At 64.0% G+C, this 12,710-nt stretch carries 10 protein-coding genes; 3 read left to right on the top strand and 7 right to left on the bottom strand.

The annotated features are described in order from the left end of the window. Window positions 1-47: 47 nt before the first annotated feature. The 6 genes from M5B42_RS28475 to M5B42_RS28450 all read right to left on the bottom strand — a co-directional run bounded on the left by M5B42_RS28475 (window position 48) and on the right by M5B42_RS28450 (window position 9,283). Window positions 48-1,232, bottom strand: coding sequence for an MFS transporter (locus M5B42_RS28475; protein ID WP_248747694.1), 1,185 nt, complete (start codon window positions 1,230-1,232; stop codon window positions 48-50). Next, window positions 1,229-2,230 carry a zinc-dependent alcohol dehydrogenase family protein gene (locus tag M5B42_RS28470; protein ID WP_248747693.1) on the bottom strand — a complete coding sequence of 334 codons (1,002 nt, stop codon included), beginning with the start codon at window positions 2,228-2,230 and terminating at the stop codon, window positions 1,229-1,231. Before M5B42_RS28470 ends, M5B42_RS28475 begins: the two co-directional genes overlap by 4 nt. 79 nt (window positions 2,231-2,309) lie before the next feature. Further along, the gene (locus M5B42_RS28465) at window positions 2,310-5,495 is read right to left on the bottom strand and encodes a multidrug efflux RND transporter permease subunit (RefSeq protein WP_248747692.1); all 3,186 of its coding nucleotides are present in this window, start codon (window positions 5,493-5,495) and stop codon (window positions 2,310-2,312) included. Further along, window positions 5,492-6,676 (bottom strand): efflux RND transporter periplasmic adaptor subunit, encoded by a 1,185-nt coding sequence (locus M5B42_RS28460; RefSeq protein ID WP_103495111.1) that lies wholly within the window; start codon window positions 6,674-6,676, stop codon window positions 5,492-5,494. Before M5B42_RS28460 ends, M5B42_RS28465 begins: the two co-directional genes overlap by 4 nt. Window positions 6,677-6,717: 41 nt before the next feature. Then, complete coding sequence (locus M5B42_RS28455; RefSeq protein WP_103495110.1) at window positions 6,718-7,866, bottom strand: acyltransferase; 1,149 nt, start codon at window positions 7,864-7,866, stop codon at window positions 6,718-6,720. Window positions 7,867-8,092: 226 nt separating this feature from the next. Beyond that, window positions 8,093-9,283, bottom strand: a complete 1,191-nt coding sequence (locus tag M5B42_RS28450) for a serine hydrolase domain-containing protein (protein WP_248747691.1) — start codon at window positions 9,281-9,283, stop codon at window positions 8,093-8,095. Window positions 9,284-9,408: 125 nt separating this feature from the next. On the opposite strand from M5B42_RS28450, the gene M5B42_RS28445 reads away from it, so the two are divergent. Continuing rightward, window positions 9,409-10,302 carry a LysR family transcriptional regulator gene (locus tag M5B42_RS28445; protein ID WP_103495108.1) on the top strand — a complete coding sequence of 298 codons (894 nt, stop codon included), beginning with the start codon at window positions 9,409-9,411 and terminating at the stop codon, window positions 10,300-10,302. A 5-nt stretch (window positions 10,303-10,307) separates the two neighbouring features. Here the strand turns inward: M5B42_RS28445 and M5B42_RS28440 are convergent, their stop codons facing one another. Next, a complete protein-coding gene (locus M5B42_RS28440) occupies window positions 10,308-11,117 on the bottom strand; it encodes a DUF1460 domain-containing protein (protein ID WP_103495107.1) in 810 nt (269 codons plus the stop codon). 229 nt (window positions 11,118-11,346) lie between these two features. Between M5B42_RS28440 and M5B42_RS28435 the strand changes: the two genes are divergently transcribed. Both M5B42_RS28435 and M5B42_RS28430 read left to right on the top strand, forming a co-directional pair. Next, entirely contained in the window at window positions 11,347-11,562 is a 216-nt protein-coding gene (locus M5B42_RS28435) for a TOBE domain-containing protein (protein ID WP_100941607.1), read from the top strand. A 17-nt stretch (window positions 11,563-11,579) separates the two neighbouring features. Next, a complete protein-coding gene (locus tag M5B42_RS28430) occupies window positions 11,580-12,659 on the top strand; it encodes a sigma-54 dependent transcriptional regulator (RefSeq protein ID WP_248747690.1) in 1,080 nt (359 codons plus the stop codon). Window positions 12,660-12,710: the final 51 nt, after the last annotated feature.

Here is a 12,710-nt window from a genome sequence, read left to right as displayed (position 1 = left end):
GATAAGAAACAACCCCCATCCGTGCGGGCCATATTGAATCGAGTCAGTCAGTCTGCTGCGACGGGGGCGCTTTCCTTGTCGGAAGCGCCGCTGAAGAACAGCACTTTTACCGCAATGACCAATACGGCCAGCGCGGCAAACAGGAAACCACTGTACAGGGTGCCCTGCAAGCCCAGGCGCGCAAGGAACCAGCCGCCGGTGGTGGAACCGATGGTCACGCCCAGGTTGATAAAGGAAATGTAGATACCGGTGGCGAACTCCGGAGCCTCCGGTGCCTCGGACGTGAGCCAGATCTGCGTGACGATCAGCCCGCTGGTATGGGTCGCGCCCCAGATCAGCACGATCAGCAGCATGGCCGGCAGGGACGGACTGGCGAACAGGTACAGCAGGCCATAGGCGCCGGCCAGCAGGATCGGATGGAGCAGGGTGGTGCGCACCATGTTCTGACCGATCAGCTTGCCGGCATACAGGTTGCCGGCGACCCCACCGATGCCGAACACCACCAGCAGGATACTGATCCACTGCGCGCTCATTCCCGCTTCCTTGGCCAGGTACTCGGCCGAGTAGCTGTACACGGAAAACATCGCGGCAAAGATCAGGGTCGAGGCGGTGATATTCAGCCACAGCGGGAACTTGCGCAGGATCGCCAGTTGTTCCTTGTAGGACGCGTTCGCCTTGCCCGGGGCATCCGGCAATTGCGCAATGATCCCCAGGCCGGCGATGCAGTTGACCGCCGCGCAAAACAGGAACGAAGTCTCATAGGAAAACTGCGCGGCGATCAGGGTGGTCAGCGGCACCCCCAGGACCATGCCCATGCTGGTGCCGACAAACGCCTTGGCCGCGGCCCGCGTCGATTCCTCGGGCGGGTACAGCGCGGTGGCGGCGACGAACGCCAGCGAGAAGTACACCGGGTGAAACAGCGCCGGGATGATGCGCAGGACCATCAGCGATTCGAAGTTCGGTGCATAGGCCGACAGCACGCTGGTGCCGGCGAACACGAACAGCGCCAGGGTGAGCATTTTCTTGCGGTTGAAGCGCGAGAGCAGCAAGACCATCACCGGGCCGAACACCGCGATGATCAGCGCGAACAGTCCCACCAGCAGGCCGGCCTGGGAGGCGCTGATGGCGAAGCGCTCGATAATCACCGGGAGGATGCCCACCACGCCGAATTCGATGGTGTAGACGCCGAACAGGCCCAGGGCCAGGAAGTAGATCGGATGGAGGATTTTCATGATCCGGACTCCAGTGAAACCACCACCTTGCCCAGTTGCTCGCCGGACTCCAGGTAGCGGTGGGCGTCCACGATCCGCTCGAAGTCGAAGGTCCTGGCGATCAGTGGTTTCAGCGTCCCGGCTTCGAGACCGGCGATGACATAGACCTTCGCCGCGTCCAGCAGGTCGGGCCGGGAGCTGATCTCGTGCAACAGATAACCGCGCAAGGTCAGGCTCTTGCCCAATACCTTGAACAGCGGGAAAGGCGTCGGCGCCGAGCTCAATGCACCATAGATCAGAATGATCGCGCTTTCGCCGGCGGCGTCCACCAGGGTCTCCAGGAAGGGACCGCCCACCGGATCGAAGATCACCCGGGCGCCCTTGCCGTCGGTAATCCGCTTGACCTGCTGGAGGAAGTCCTCCTGTTCGCTGGCCAGTACGTGGGCCGCGCCGGCGTCGAGCAACGCCTGGCCCTTGGCCCGTGTACGACTGACGGCAATGGGGATCGCACCGAGCTGGTTGGCGATCTGGATCGCGGCCAGGCCGACGCTGCTCGAGGCCGCGGTGATCAGAACGAACTCGCCCGCTTGCAGCTTCGCGACATGCACCAGCGCGCCCCAGGCGGTGACGTATTGCATCCAGACCGCGGCGGCCTGGACAGAGGACAGTGAGGCGGGGTGCCGGACCAGCATGGCGGCGGGTACCACGGCCAACTCGGCATAGGTTCCCCAGCGTGCGATCGAGGAGGGTGGGATCAGGCTGACGTGCTCGCCCACGGCGAACTGTCCGGCATGGGCACCCACCGACTCGACGATGCCCGCCGCTTCATAGCCCAGGCGCGAGGGGAACTCGGCCTGCTCCAGGTACTGACCGCTGCGGAACATCGATTCCGCCCGGTTCAGGCCGATGGCCTTGACCCGGATAAGGACCTCGTCGGGCCCGGGGGCAGGAACATCGATGTCATCGATCTTCAGCACCTCGGGGCCACCGTATTGATAAAAGCGCACGGCGCGTGTCATGGGGTGTTCTCACGTTTCATGGATGGGAAATAACTGTAGGGCGGGCGCGAACGCCGAAAAACAGGCTGCTGGTCCCTTCTTAGCGGACCTCGGGTTCCGCAATACCCGGCACGGATCGCTGTATTGGCGGCGCGGCCCGACGGCTCGCGAGCAGGCGTAATCCGACATAGAACAGGGGCGTGAAGAGCAAGCCGAACAGGGTCACCCCGAGCATCCCGAAGAACACCGCGATGCCCATGGCATGGCGCATCTCGGCCCCCGCGCCGGTGGACAGCACCAGGGGCACGACGCCCATGATGAAAGCGATCGAGGTCATCAGGATCGGCCGCAAACGCAACTGGCTGGCCTGGATGGCCGCGCGGACGATACCGTGCCCCTGTTGTTCGAGTTCGCGGGCGAATTCGACGATCAGAATGGCGTTCTTGCTGGCCAGGCCCACCAGCACCATCAGGCCGATCTGGGTAAAGATGTTGTTGTCGCCCTGGGTCAGCCAGACCCCGAGCAGCGCGGACATGATGCCCATGGGCACGATGAGCAGGATCGCCACCGGCAGCAGCAGGCTTTCATAGAGGGCGGCGAGTACGAGGTACACCAGCAGCATGCAGATCAGCAGGATCCACAGGGTGGCGTCGCCGGAGATGATCTGTTGGTAGGTCAACTCGGTCCATTCGTACTTGACTCCCTTGGGCAACGTCTGCGCGGCGATGCGTTCCACCGCGGCCTGGGCCTGGCCCGAGGAATAGCCGGGGGCGGGCCCGCCATTGAGGTCGGCGGCGGTGTAGCCGTTGTAGCGCACGACCATTTCCGGCCCGTAGGTGGGGTGGACCTCCACCAGGCTGGCCAGCGGCACCATGCGCCCCTCGGCGTTGCGGGTCTTGAGCTGGCCGATGTCGTCGGCGTGGGCGCGGAACTCCGAGTCGGCCTGCACCCGTACCTGGTAGACCCGGCCCAGCAGGTTGAAGTCGTTGACATAGAGCGAGCCCAGGTAGATCTGCAGGGTCTCGAACACATCGGTCAGGGAGACTTGCGACTGCTTGGCCTTGATCCGGTCCAGGTCGACCTTCAACTGTGGCACGTCGATCTGGTAGCTGGAGAACATCGGCCCCAGCTCCGGCGCCTGCGCGGCCAGCTTGAGGAAGGCGTGAACCGCATCATTGAGTTGTTCGAAACCCAGCGCGCCGCGGTCTTCCAGTTGCAGTTTGAAGCCGCCCAGGGTCCCTAGCCCAAGCACCGGGGGCGGCGGGAATACGCCGGTAAAGGCCTCCTTGATGCCGGCGAACTCCTGGTTCAGCGCGGCGGCGATGGCGCCGGCGCTCATCTGCGGGTCATGTCGCTTGGCGAAGGGTTCGAGGATGACGAAAATAATCCCGGCGCTCGACGAGTTCATCAGGCCGTTGACCGACATCCCCGGGAACTCCAGGGTATGGGCGACGCCGGGTTGCTTGAGGGCGATCTCGTTCATCCGCTGGATCACCTGTTCGGAACGCTCCAGCGAGGCACCATTGGGCAATTGCGCCAGGCCGACGAGGAACTCCTTGTCCTGGGCCGGGACGAAGCCGCCCGGTAACGAATGCCCGAGCCAGGCCGTCAGGCCGAGCAGCAGTGCGTACAGGCCGAGGGTCATGCTCTTGCGCTGGATGACTCGGCCCAGGCGGTTGCCATAGGCGCGTTCGGCCCACGCCGAGAACCGGTTGAAACGGTTGAACAGCGGCCCCAGCAGTCGGTCGATGCCACGGCTGAGGCGGTCCTTGGGGCTGTCATGAGCCTGCAGCAGCAGGGCGCAGAGGGCGGGGGACAAGGTCAGGGAGTTGAACGCCGAGATCAACGTGGAAATGGCGATGGTCATCGCGAACTGCTGGTAGAACTGCCCGGTCAGCCCGGGCATGAAGGCCAGCGGCACGAACACGCTGACCAGGGTCAGGGTGATGGCGATGATCGGTTTGCTGACCTCGTCCATGGCCTTGTAGGCGGCGGCCTTGGGCTTGAGTCCGGCGGCGATGTTGCGTTCGACGTTTTCCACCACGACTATGGCGTCGTCCACCACGATGCCGATGGCCAGCACCATGCCGAACAACGACAGGGCGTTGATCGAAAAGCCGCAGGCGAGCATCAGCGACAGGGTGCCGATGATCGAGACCGGCATGGCCAGCAGCGGAATGATCGAGGCGCGCCAGGTCTGCAGGAACAGGATCACCACCAGCACCACCAGCAGCGTCGATTCGAGCAGGGTCTGGATCACCGCCAGGATGCTGGAGCGCACGAACTGGGTCGGGTCGAAGACGATCCGATAATCGACCCCGCTGGGCATGTCGGCCTTGGCCTGGCGCATGATTTCCCGCGCCTGGTCGGAGATCGCCAGGGCATTGCCGCCGGCCATCTGGAACACCCCGAAGCCCACCGCCGGCTTGCCGTCGACCAGCGAGCGCAAACCGTAGTCCGACGCGGCTAGTTCGATCCGCGCGACATCGCGCAGAAAGGTCACGGCGGCGCCCGGCGAGGTCTTGACGATGATATCGCCGAATTCCTTTTCGGTTTTCAGCCGGCCTTGGGTGTTGACCGAAAGTTGCTGGGCGACGTCGGTGCGCATGGGTTGCCCGCCGATCACCCCGGCGGCGACCTGGACGTTCTGTTCGCGGATCGCGGCAACGATCTCACTGGCGCTCAGGCCGCGCTGGGCGACTTTCTGCGGGTCCAGCCAGATGCGCATCGCATAGTCGCCGCCGCCCCAGATACGCACTTCGCCGACCCCGGGAATGCGCTCCAGCTGGTTCTTGATATTGAGAATGCCGTAGTTGCGCAGGTAGGTGGCGTTGTACTGGTCATCCGGCGAGACCAGGTGGATGGCCAGGGTCTGGGTCGACGACGACTTCATGGTCACCACCCCCAGGCGCCGGACATCCTCCGGCAGGCGCGGCAGCGCCTGGGAGACGCGGTTCTGCACCAGTTGCTGGGCCTGGTCCGGGTCTGTGCCGACCTTGAAGGTGACGCTGAGGGTGAGGTTGCCGTCGCTGTTGGCCTGGGACTGCATGTACAGCATGTTCTCGACGCCGTTGATCTGCTCCTCCAGCGGCGCGGCCACGGTCTGCGCCACCACCGCCGGATTGGCGCCCGGGTACTGGGCGTTGACCACGATCAGCGGCGGCACCACATCGGGGTATTCCGAGACGGGCAGGCGAAACAGCGCGATGATCCCGGCGAGCAGGATCAGGGTCGAGAGCGCGCCGGCGAAGATCGGCCGGTCAATGAAAAAGCGCGAAAACCTCATTGTCCGCTCCCTGCGTCCGCACGTTGCGCCAGCAGCGGCTTGACGGTATCGCCGGGGCGCGCCCGGTGCAGGCCGTTGACCACCACCCGTTCGCCGGCCTGCAGGCCGGCGTCGACGACCCGCAGGTTGCCCACTCGGTTGCCGGGGTTGATACGTCGGTACTCGACCCGGTCGTTGGCGCCGACCACCAGCACGAACTTCTTGTCCTGGTCGGTGCCGATCGCGCTGTCGTCGATCAGCACCGCCTGGTGCGGCGGCCCGCCGCCGAGCTTGATCCTGGCGAGCATGCCGGGGCGCAGCAGGCCGTCGGTGTTGTCGAAGCTGGCACGTACCCGCAGGGTCGCCGACTGCACGTCCAGTTGGTTGTCCAGCGAGGCCAGGCTGCCCTGGCGCGGATAGTCGGTTTCATTGGCGAGGCCGAGCATCACCGGCACCGCGGCCGTGGTGCCAGGGCCGGTGCCGTGGTTGAGGTAGCGCAGGAAGGTCTGCTCGTCGACATCGAAGGCCGCATAGATCGGCGACAACGACACCAGGGTGCTCAGCGGCGCGGCGTTTTCACCGGCGCTGACGATATTGCCCGCGGTGACCAAGGCCCGCGACATACGCCCGCTGACTGGCGCGCTGATCCGGGTATGGGCGAGGTTCAGGCGGGCATTGTCCAGCTGGGCCTGGGCCTGCCGGACCTCGGCCGCGGCTTCGCTGGCGGCGTTCTGCTTCTGGTCCAGCTCGCGCAGGGCCACCGCATTGGCGCTGATCAGGCGCTGTACCCGGCCCAGATCGGTGCTGGTGTAGACGGCGCGCGACCTGGCCGCCGCCAGTTGCGCCTGGGCCCGCTCCACTTCGGCGGTGTAGGGCCGGGCGTCGATCTCGAAGAGCAGGTCGCCGGCCTTGACCAGGGCTCCGTCCTTGAAGTGCACGGCGACCACGGTGCCCGAGACCAGCGGACGGATCACCACCTTTTCCACGGCCTCCAGGCGGCCTGAATACTCCTGCCAGTCCGTCACCGCTTGCGACAGGGCCATGGCCACGTCGACCTCGGCGGCCGGTGGTGCCACGGCGGCCTTGGCGAGGGTCGAGGGGCTGCCGCGCAGCACCACAACCAGTGCGGCGACGATGGCGCAGGCAAGGCTGGCGCGTAGCAGGAGGGCGCGGCCCGAGCGCCGGGGTCTGATCGAGTCCATGAGCATGGCTTCCTGTTGAAAGTGTGAATGAAGACCCGGGTTCAGGCTTGCGCCATGCTGCCCAGTGCCTTGGTGTTGCCGGGCCTGCCCCAGCGCTGCATGACCGGTCGCTCGATGAAGTTGAACAGCAGCCAGCCACCCAGTACGGAGAGGGCGAACGTCGCCGCGACGATCAGGCTGGCGGTCCCGTTGTCGAACAGGCGCCCGCCGAGCAATTGGGTGATGACGGTCATGATCAGCAGGTGAATCATGTAGAAACCGAAAGAGATTTCCCCCAGCCAGACCATCCAGGCGCTGTTGAGCAGGCTCTTGCGGCCTTTGAGGTCACTGGCGGCGATGGCGGTGATCAACGCGGCCACCGGCACCAGGGTGACCAGGTTCAGGCTGTACTGGAACGGTACCCACATGCCTGCCACATAGCCGACGGCCAGCAGCGCGAAGGCCTGGGGCACGCCGAGGTCGATCCAGCGCCCGGCCATCAGGATGCGCGCCATGAGCATGCCCAGGACGAACTCGAACAGGCGTGCCGGCGGGAAGTAGTAGGCCCACCACCACTGAATCAGTGAGATCGGGTACTCATTGATCAGCGGCGCGGCCGCGGCCCACTGGCGTATCGCGAGCTGGGTCAGGGCCAGGCCGGCGACCATCGCCCAGGCCCAGTACCACAGGCGCTCCTCGGCGATCTTCCAGACCAGCTTGAGCACCAATGGGAACAGCAGGTAAAAGAGCAGTTCGCAGCACAGCGACCAGGACGGACCGTTCACGCTGAGGAAGGTGTCCATCCGCGGAATCCAGGCATGCACCAGCAACAGGTTGGGCAGCCAGATCGCCACGCTGGCGGTCGGTACGGCGAACAGGACCATGGCCAGCAACCAGGTGGCGATATGGTTGGGAAAGATTTTCAGCAGCCGGCGTCGCCAGAAACTGCCCAGGCTGTCGCCCTTGCGCGCCGACCAGGCGATGACAAAGCCGCTGAGCACGAAGAAGAACGACACCCCCAGCCATCCGCCGCCGCTGAAGGTGCGCTGGAAGACCTCGATCACCTGCGTGTCGGCATAGGGGTTGAAACCGATGATCCGCGTCAGTGACGCGTGGAACAGGAACACCATTGCCGCGGCGAGAAAGCGTATTCCGGTCAGTGAATCGAGCTTGCTGTGTACATGCGTGTGGTAGAGCTCTGCTTTGTTCATGATCCGATCCCCATCCCATAAAGTCATGGCGCGCTCGACAACGCTTGCGCGTTTCGGGCGTGCTCCCTTGTCAAAACACACTCGTCAATGGCGTAGCGAACTGGCAGGCAATGTTGCGAGGGGTACGGCTATGCAGACATTGTTGGTCGCGGGGTGCTGGGCAAACCGTCTTTATTGGGTATGAACCGGTGCATCCCGGCCCCCGCGAACAGGGGCCGGCACAGTGTTACTGGCCGTAGACCGCGTTGCAGAGGTCGACGGTGAATTGCCCGAACATGCCTTCGAAGGCCGTGTTGGTAAAAGCCACCACCGTCAACTCCTGGGCCGGGTCGACGAACCAGGAGTGTCCGTAGGCACCGCCCAGGCGCCAGGTGCCGACGGATTCGGCGGTCTGCGCGGCAGACGGGTCCTTGAGTACCGTGAAGCCGAGGCCGAAGCCGCGTCCCGGCCAGTTGGCCAGCTCCAGGTCGCCGGTCTGGCTGCTGCCCATTTCCGCCACCAAGTGCTTGGGCAGTAGCGGCGCGCCGCCTTTGCGCAGGGTTTCCAGAAGCTGGAGAAACTCCCCGGCGCTGCCGACCATGCCCGAACCGCCGGAGTCATAGGCCTGGGTGTCCAGGGCGCGGTCCGGGTCCAGCCGGATGCCGGCGGTGCCTTCAAACACCGGGACCACTTCCAGCCCCTGCATGCGTCGTGGCTGTGGCTGGTCATTGAGATAGGCCGGGCTCAGGCGGTCGACGTCGGTCACCCGGAACCCGCTATCGCGCCAGCCCAGCGGGCGGGCGACCAACTGCTCCACCGCCTCGGCCAGCGAGGTGCCGTGGGCGGCGGAGATTACCCCGCCCAGCACATCGGTGGCAATCGAGTAGCCCCACTGACTCCCCGGTTTGTAGAGCAGCGGGGCCTGGCCCAGGCGATGCAGGTTTTCTTCCAGCGAGAGTTCGGTACGGTCCATGCCGTCGGAGACGCCGGCCTCGAGATAAGGGCCGCCTTGATCGCTCTCCAGGAAACCGTAGGTGAAACCGGCGGTGTGGGTCAGCAATTGGCGTACGGTGATCAACGCCGGCGTGCCGTCGGCCAGGGTCGGCTTGAAGTGCGGCAGCCAGTGGGTGATGTTGTCGTCCAGGTTGATACGACCCTGGGCGATCAGCGCCAGGGCCGCCACCGAGGTGATCGGCTTGGAGACCGAGGACAGGCGGAACAGGGCGTCCTGGCGCATTGGCAGCCGGGCCTCACGGTCGGCCAGGCCGGCCGCGCGCTGATAGACCAGTTGTCCGCGATGGGCGACCAGGACTACGGCACCGACCAGGCGCCGGTCATGCAGGGTCTGTTCGAGCACGGCGTCGATGCGCGACGCCAGGCGGGTTGTCTCGACAGGACGAAGGGATTGCAGTGGGCGTAGCGGTTCGTTGACGGTCATATCGGGCCCCGGGTGGTGGATGGGTCAAGCTGATGGATCGATGGTAGGGCGGGGCCGATCAGGGAAAAAGAAGTTACAATTCCGGGCTACACGGACCTTTTTGTCCTTAATCAAGGGAATGAGTGATGGATAAGCTCAATGGCATCACCGTGTTCGTGCAGGTCGCCGAAAGTCGCAGCTTTGTCGCTGCCGGCCGCTTGCTCGGGGTGTCCGCCTCGGCCGTGGGCAAAAGCATTGCCCGCCTGGAACACAAGCTCAGTGCGCGGTTGTTCCATCGCAATACCCGCAGCCTCAACCTGACCGCTGAAGGCGCGCTGTTTCTGGAGCGCTGCCGGCGGGTGCTCAACGAACTGGAGGCGGCCGAGCAGGAACTGTCCAGCTCCAGCGATGCGCCACGGGGCAAGTTGCGCATCAGCCTGCCGTTGCAGGGCAATGTGCTGTTTATGCAACTGTCGTCGTTCATGCGCGAGTACCCGGAAATCCGCCTGGAACTGGACTTCACCGATCGCCTGGTGGACGTGGTCGAGGAGAGCTTTGACGCCGTGGTGCGTACCGGGCAATTGCACGATTCGCGGCTGATGGCCAGGAAGCTGGGCAGCTTTGCGTTTCATCTGGTCGGCGCACCGGGGTATTTCGCCGCCAGGGGCTACCCGCAGGCTGTGGAGCAACTGCTGGAGCACCAGTGCCTGCATTATCGGATGCCCTCCACCGGCAAGCTGGAGAAGTGGCCGTTGGAGGGACTGGTCGCGGGGGCCGAGCTGAAGGTGCCGGAGACCATGGTCTGCAACAACCTGGACATGCTGATCCATAGCGCCCGGCAGGGCCTGGGCATTGCCTGCGTGCCCGAGTTCGCCGTGCGCGAGGCCCTGGCGGCCGGAGAGCTGGAGTCGATACTGCCGGGACGGATCCTGCGTACGCTACAGATGCAGGTGGTCTGGCCGTCGAGTCGCTACCTGACACCCAAGCTGCGCGCGTTCATCGATTTTATCTGCGCCAGTGGCCTGACGTCGTCGGGCTGAGGTGGTCAGATCGCCCTGAGGACTACGATGCCCGGGGTTTTCTTGACGTAATCCATGAACGGCGAATCCACCACCTTGTGGTTGGCTTCACGGGCGGAGGCATTGCGCAGCACCGGGCCTTTGTCGGTCATGATGAAGATGCCGGTGTGGGTGACGTCGAGCCCTTCGGCCGGGGTGTAGATGCCGATGTAGTCACCGGTTTTCAGGCGGCTGACCACGGCGTCGTCGATCCACTCGCTGGGGATGTAGGTGATGGCGCGCTTGACCGTGCCCACCGACGGGATCAGCGTGCCGCCGCTGCCGTCCCCTTGTGCGTTGAGGATCTTGGTGACGGTGGTCGCCCTGGGGCTCGCCTGGGTCGTAACATCCCGGGCGTTGAGGGGCTGGGTGTGGGCCCAATCGGTGAAGAAGTGCCTGCGCTCGGTGTAGCTGACCTTGCCCTCGGCGTAACGGGTGCGCACCAGGTTTTCGACGAAGCGCGGCAGGCTGTCGGATTTGCGTAGGGCCTCGACGTAATCCAGGTAGGTGAAGCAATCCAGGCCGCGGAAGTCGATCACCAGTTGTTCCGGCGCGGTCGCGGAGCCGACCAGCATATGCGCCACATAAGGCGTACCGAGGAAGTTGGCGGAGATATTCTTGATCCGTTCGCCTTGCTCGTGGCCGGCGTGCTTGAGGATCCGGGTTTCGATGAACTCGATCTTGTGGCGTGTGTAGTCGTCCAGCGTGACCTGGTCGCCTGGGTGTTGCCGGGTGGTAAAACCACTCAGCGCCAGCATCAGGGGCAAGCCCGATACCAACGCGATAACCTTCTTCATGCGCTCTCCGCAGGGGCGCAGGGGGCTTTAATGGGCCACCGCGCTGGGACATTGATTTTACACCTCTGGGGTGACGACTCAATGAAACCTGCCAGCTTTCCCTTTCTTATATCTTAATCGAATAAAATAATTATTATTAATTCCTTTTATAAGTTGCAGGGCTGGCGCATTTTAGCCTCCAGCACCTGAAGCCCAGGTGCACCGCCTACCACGAAAAGGAAACAACCCCATGACGATCAAAGCGATCAACGTTCGTAACCAATTCCGCGGCGTCATCAAGGAAATCCTCATTGGCGAGGTGCTGTCCGAGATCGACGTGCAGACCGCGTCGGGGATTGTCACCTCGGTGATCACCACGCGTTCGGTACGCGACCTCGAATTGGCGGTAGGCAGTGAAGTAATCGCCTTCGTCAAATCCACCGAAGTCTCGATCGCCAAGCTCTGACGTCGCGGTGCATTTTCATGAGCACGCTTGAAGGGCTGCCCAGTCCGATCCTGACCTTGCCCCGGGGCGACAAGGATTCCCTGTCGATACGGGCCAAGGCGCTGGTCTTCGCCGATCCGCGCTCGCGGCAGTTGCTCGACTATCTGCAGCGCGTCGGCCCCAGTGACGCACCGGTGCTGATCAATGGCGAAACCGGCACCGGCAAGGAACTGGTGGCGCGCTATATCCATTCCTCCAGCGGGCGGACCGGGGCTTTTGTCGCGGTGAACTGCGGCGCCATCAGCGAAACCCTCGCCGAAAGCGAATTCTTCGGCCATGAAGCCGGGGCGTTTTCCGGTGCGGTGGGGCGTCGGGTCGGCTGGTTTGAAGAGGCCGATGGCGGTACCTTGTTTCTCGACGAGATCGGCGATCTGCCGTTGCCGTTGCAGGTCAAGCTGCTGCGTGCCCTGCAGGAGCAGGAGATCGTGCGCGTCGGTTCGCGCAAGCCGATCAAGATCAATATCCGCCTGGCGACGGCGACCAATATCGACCTGGAGCGGGCGGTGGAGGCGGGTAATTTCCGTCTCGACCTGTTTTATCGGATCAACGTGGCCCAGGTGCAGGTCCTGCCCTTGCGCGAGCGCCCGTTGGATATCCTGCCGCTGGTTGAACATTTTCGAAAACTCTACAGCCAACGGCTGAAGATTGCCGAGCCGATGCTCTCCGAGGCGGCCACCCAGGCGCTGCTCGAGTATCCCTGGCCGGGGAATATCCGCGAGCTGGAAAACGTCGTGCACCTGGCCTTGCTGGTGGCCGGCGACAAGCCGATCCGGCCTGAACACCTGAAGTTTTCCGCAGGTTTGAGTGGCCGGCATGTGGCGAGCAGTACAGGCGTGTCGCGGGTCCCCCAGGAAGTGATTCGCGAGCAGTTGCTGCGCCTGTTCGAAGTGCCGGGGGAAACCCTGTTGCATGATATCGAGGACCTGCTGGTGCGCGAGGCGTTTGCCTTTTGCGGCTTCAACCAGCTGCGCACCGCCGAACTGCTGGGCATTACCCGTAATGCCATGCGCACCTTGCTGGTCAATCACGGCATGCTCAAGGGCCGCGCCAAGCCCTGATCCCCTTTTTGAAAACACCACAAACCTGTAGGAGCCGGGCTTGCCCGCGAA

It is taken from the genome of Pseudomonas sp. MWU12-2037, from assembly GCF_023242345.1.
Taxonomy (GTDB): domain Bacteria; phylum Pseudomonadota; class Gammaproteobacteria; order Pseudomonadales; family Pseudomonadaceae; genus Aquipseudomonas; species Aquipseudomonas gingeri_D.
This window is presented reverse-complemented; position numbering and strand designations above follow the sequence as displayed.

What these genes read in the sequence shown, in the direction of transcription:
- M5B42_RS28475 (WP_248747694.1), bottom strand. Translation starts at nt 1,232, where the DNA reads ATGAAAATCCTCCATCCGATCTACTTCCTGGCCCTGGGCCTGTTCGGC.
- M5B42_RS28470 (WP_248747693.1), bottom strand. Translation starts at nt 2,230, where the DNA reads ATGACACGCGCCGTGCGCTTTTATCAATACGGTGGCCCCGAGGTGCTG.
- M5B42_RS28465 (WP_248747692.1), bottom strand. Translation starts at nt 5,495, where the DNA reads ATGAGGTTTTCGCGCTTTTTCATTGACCGGCCGATCTTCGCCGGCGCG.
- M5B42_RS28460 (WP_103495111.1), bottom strand. Translation starts at nt 6,676, where the DNA reads ATGGACTCGATCAGACCCCGGCGCTCGGGCCGCGCCCTCCTGCTACGC.
- M5B42_RS28455 (WP_103495110.1), bottom strand. Translation starts at nt 7,866, where the DNA reads ATGAACAAAGCAGAGCTCTACCACACGCATGTACACAGCAAGCTCGAT.
- M5B42_RS28450 (WP_248747691.1), bottom strand. Translation starts at nt 9,283, where the DNA reads ATGACCGTCAACGAACCGCTACGCCCACTGCAATCCCTTCGTCCTGTC.
- M5B42_RS28445 (WP_103495108.1), top strand. Translation starts at nt 9,409, where the DNA reads ATGGATAAGCTCAATGGCATCACCGTGTTCGTGCAGGTCGCCGAAAGT.
- M5B42_RS28440 (WP_103495107.1), bottom strand. Translation starts at nt 11,117, where the DNA reads ATGAAGAAGGTTATCGCGTTGGTATCGGGCTTGCCCCTGATGCTGGCG.
- M5B42_RS28435 (WP_100941607.1), top strand. Translation starts at nt 11,347, where the DNA reads ATGACGATCAAAGCGATCAACGTTCGTAACCAATTCCGCGGCGTCATC.
- M5B42_RS28430 (WP_248747690.1), top strand. Translation starts at nt 11,580, where the DNA reads ATGAGCACGCTTGAAGGGCTGCCCAGTCCGATCCTGACCTTGCCCCGG.